The sequence below is a fragment of the Succinivibrio sp. genome (genome assembly GCF_045124615.1).
Taxonomy (GTDB): domain Bacteria; phylum Pseudomonadota; class Gammaproteobacteria; order Enterobacterales; family Succinivibrionaceae; genus Succinivibrio; species Succinivibrio faecicola.
In genome coordinates this window covers 1-3023 of sequence record NZ_JBGVMC010000136.1, presented here as the reverse complement: position 1 = coordinate 3023, position 3023 = coordinate 1, and the positions used below count along the sequence as shown (strand labels likewise).

The following is a 3023-nucleotide window of genomic DNA, read 5'->3' as shown; positions in this document are numbered from 1 at the left end:
ACGGTTTGGTTATAGCAAGTGCATTTTTGGCAAATGAGAATCTTGGATATGCAGTAACAGTAGCAGTTTTAAGCCATGAGGTTGCCCATGAGCTTGGAGATTATGCAATCATGCTTGAAAACTCCATGAGTGTAAAACAGGCATATATTGTAAATATTGTGGCATTCACCGGACTTACTCTTGGTGGTATTTTAGGTTATCTGCTCATATCAAATATAAAAGAGTTTATCCATTATGCGCTTGCACTCTCTGGTGCTAGTTTCATTTATGTGTCATTATCCGATCTGCTTCCAAGACTCAAATCAGGAAGCAGTAAAAAGAAAATGATCCTAAGATTTATATTCATAATTCTTGGCGTTATAATTTCACTTATTGTTTCTCATCATGACTAAAAATGAATTACTCATAAACGTAAGGATTATGAAAAGATTTATATTTTTACTCTCTTTAACAATGTTTTTTGTAAGCAAGTCAATTGCAATTACTCTGCCAGCTCCACCACCTGAACTGCCAGAGACTTTGACTGACTTTAGAACTAAAGAGCAGGTTGAAGAGGACAGTGTTGTAGAAGGAAAATTAAGAAACGATAATTTCGATGATATAAATGCAGTTGCTGCACCTTTTGTTTCAGGTGACGAGCAACTAGGAATTCTTCGTTTTACCATGAATTATCAAGCTGATACAAAAATCGGAGTACCCGCTTACGGTCTGACAGTTCTTCGTTTTTATTCAAGTGAAGGTGTACCACTTGAAATAACTGATGTAAAACTTGAATCTCCAGGCTTTGTGGCAGATGTTACAGCATCAGCATCTGAGCTTGTAATAAAGCAAAAAGCAGGCTGTTCAAATACATCAATGATAGTTAATATTGCACAAAGCTCAAATCCTCTTGTATTCAATCTTTCAAGCGTATATCTGAAGAATAAATCAACTCCTGTTAATACAATTCTTACTGCGCTAAAGGTAAAAACCTATGTTCTGGATAATGAGTACGTCATACCAAAGACTGTTGAAATTCCAGTATCAAATCCACTTGCATCTGATGTAAGTGTAAATACTCAGTCATTTGTCGAGCTTGAAGAGCAGATGCTAAAGGCACTTGATGAAATCAGATATGACGATAATTAAAAATCTGTTAGAGCTTTGTGCTTTTTCCATATTTGCACTATCTCCCTTATCAGCTTCAGCAAGAACGATGCAGTGTCACGGCAATGCTGAACACTGGAGAGATGTTGCATACTCTTATGGTGTCATGAAAAAGTACAAAGAACAAAGAAACTGCATTGCATGGACTGCCTATCAGTTCTCACTACCTGAAGAACTGCTCTACTCAATGCTTTATGTTGAACGAGGGCCTGTCAACGGTAAATGCAGAACAAATAAAAATGGAACTCAGGACTGTGGACCTGCACAAATTAACGATGTTAGATTAAAAGAGCTTACAGAATTTAATCTTACAAAAGATGATATAAAATCAAAACCCTGCCACAACATCTGGGCTATGGGCTATCTTGTACGACGGGAAATTGAAAAGGCTGATGGACATATCTGGAGAGGGGTTGGCAATTATCATTACAACTACTCATCTAATCAGAAGATCCACAACCGTTATGTCAGAAAGGTTAAAGCGTCATGGAAAGAGCTTAACTATAAAATAAAGAAGTATTGTGAGAGAAGGTAAATGCTTGATTAAAAGCACTCTTCTTACCTCTTATAAGTTTGTTTACTTAAGCTTTAAAAGACAAATTTTTTAAACTTCTTTAAAATCTTTCATATAACTCATATTTGAACAAAATTTCTTTTTTGATTTAATCAATACAATTCGTTAGTTACTCATAAAAAAATCAATAACTTAATTACAGATCACATCTTTTTAACCCTTGAACATTTATAATTGCACAAAACATAAGGAGCCTGATGTGAAAGACTGCAGCAATATTCTTGTGATAATTGAGCCAGCTCAGGTAAGGCAACCTGCCTTGATGCGAGCTATTTCACTTTACAATATTGCAAAAAACAAAAATCATGAAGTAAAAATTACAGCAGTCCTTCCTATTGAAAAAGAAACCTTTAATATAGCCTCTGTTCTTGCAGTTGACAAAAAACAGTACCATGAAGAACTTGTAAAAAAACAGTCAAGATGGTTAAAGGCGTATCTGTCTATAAATGCAATTGATATAAAGATAGATTCAAAAGTTATTTTTTCAAAAACACCAGGTAAAGATATTGCTCAGATTGCAAAGCAAATTGGTGCATCACTTTTAATAAAATCAAATGAAATACATAGTATTTTAGACAATCTGTTCTTTACATCTTTAGATACTCAGATGCTAAGACATGCACCGATTCCAGTGTGCATTGCAAAAGATATTCTCAATACGCACAAAAGACCAGTTGCAATTGCAATGGACTTTTCTGATCCCAATGATGTACTTTTAAACTATACAAATTTAAGACTGCTTCGTGAAGCGCAGAAATATGCTTTATTAACAGATGGTGAAATCTATCTTATAAATGCAATTGCTCCTGTTGTGCCACCTGTTGCAGTCGATCTTCCAGGATTTAATCCAGAGCAGCTGTGTTCACAAATTGCATGTCAATCTAAGTATTCGATGATTGAATTTGCTAAAAGACATAAACTTAAAGAGTCAAACTGTCTTAGCAAGGAAGGACCATTAGATGAGATTATTCTTTCATTAGTTAACAGTATCAATCCATCTGCTCTATTTATAGGAACTTCAGCTAGAAAAGGTATATCTTCATATTTTATAGGAAATCTTTGCGAAGATATTCTTGATAATGCTCAGTGCGATGTATTTGTGTTAACACCAAAATCAGTTATCAGAAAAATTCCTACAACTGCTCCTTCAAAGAGTATATGTTAGGTGCAATTATAATCCAAAGGATCTACGCCCCTTTCTCAATATATCCTGTGCTTTAGTTATTGTTTAATCTTTTCGGTTTTCTTATTATTTGAAGCTTCAATCAACTGTTCAACTAAATAATAGACTTGTGTAGAAGGA

The 3023-nt window shown here is 34.6% G+C and carries 4 protein-coding genes; all 4 read left to right on the top strand.

Annotated elements, in window-relative coordinates:
• Positions 1–392 (top strand): ZIP family metal transporter (locus ACJML3_RS03630; RefSeq protein WP_406020707.1); only part of this gene is annotated, 392 nt, incomplete at its 5' end.
• A 28-nt stretch (positions 393–420) separates the two neighbouring features.
• The gene (locus ACJML3_RS03625) at positions 421–1128 is read left to right on the top strand and encodes a hypothetical protein (protein WP_406020705.1); all 708 of its coding nucleotides are present in this window, start codon (positions 421–423) and stop codon (positions 1126–1128) included.
• Positions 1115–1681, top strand: coding sequence for a lytic transglycosylase domain-containing protein (locus ACJML3_RS03620; protein ID WP_406020703.1), 567 nt, complete (start codon positions 1115–1117; stop codon positions 1679–1681). The genes ACJML3_RS03625 and ACJML3_RS03620 overlap by 14 nt, the downstream gene beginning before the upstream one ends.
• Positions 1682–1919: 238 nt before the next feature.
• Entirely contained in the window at positions 1920–2885 is a 966-nt protein-coding gene (locus ACJML3_RS03615) for a universal stress protein (RefSeq protein WP_406020701.1), read from the top strand.
• Positions 2886–3023: the final 138 nt, after the last annotated feature.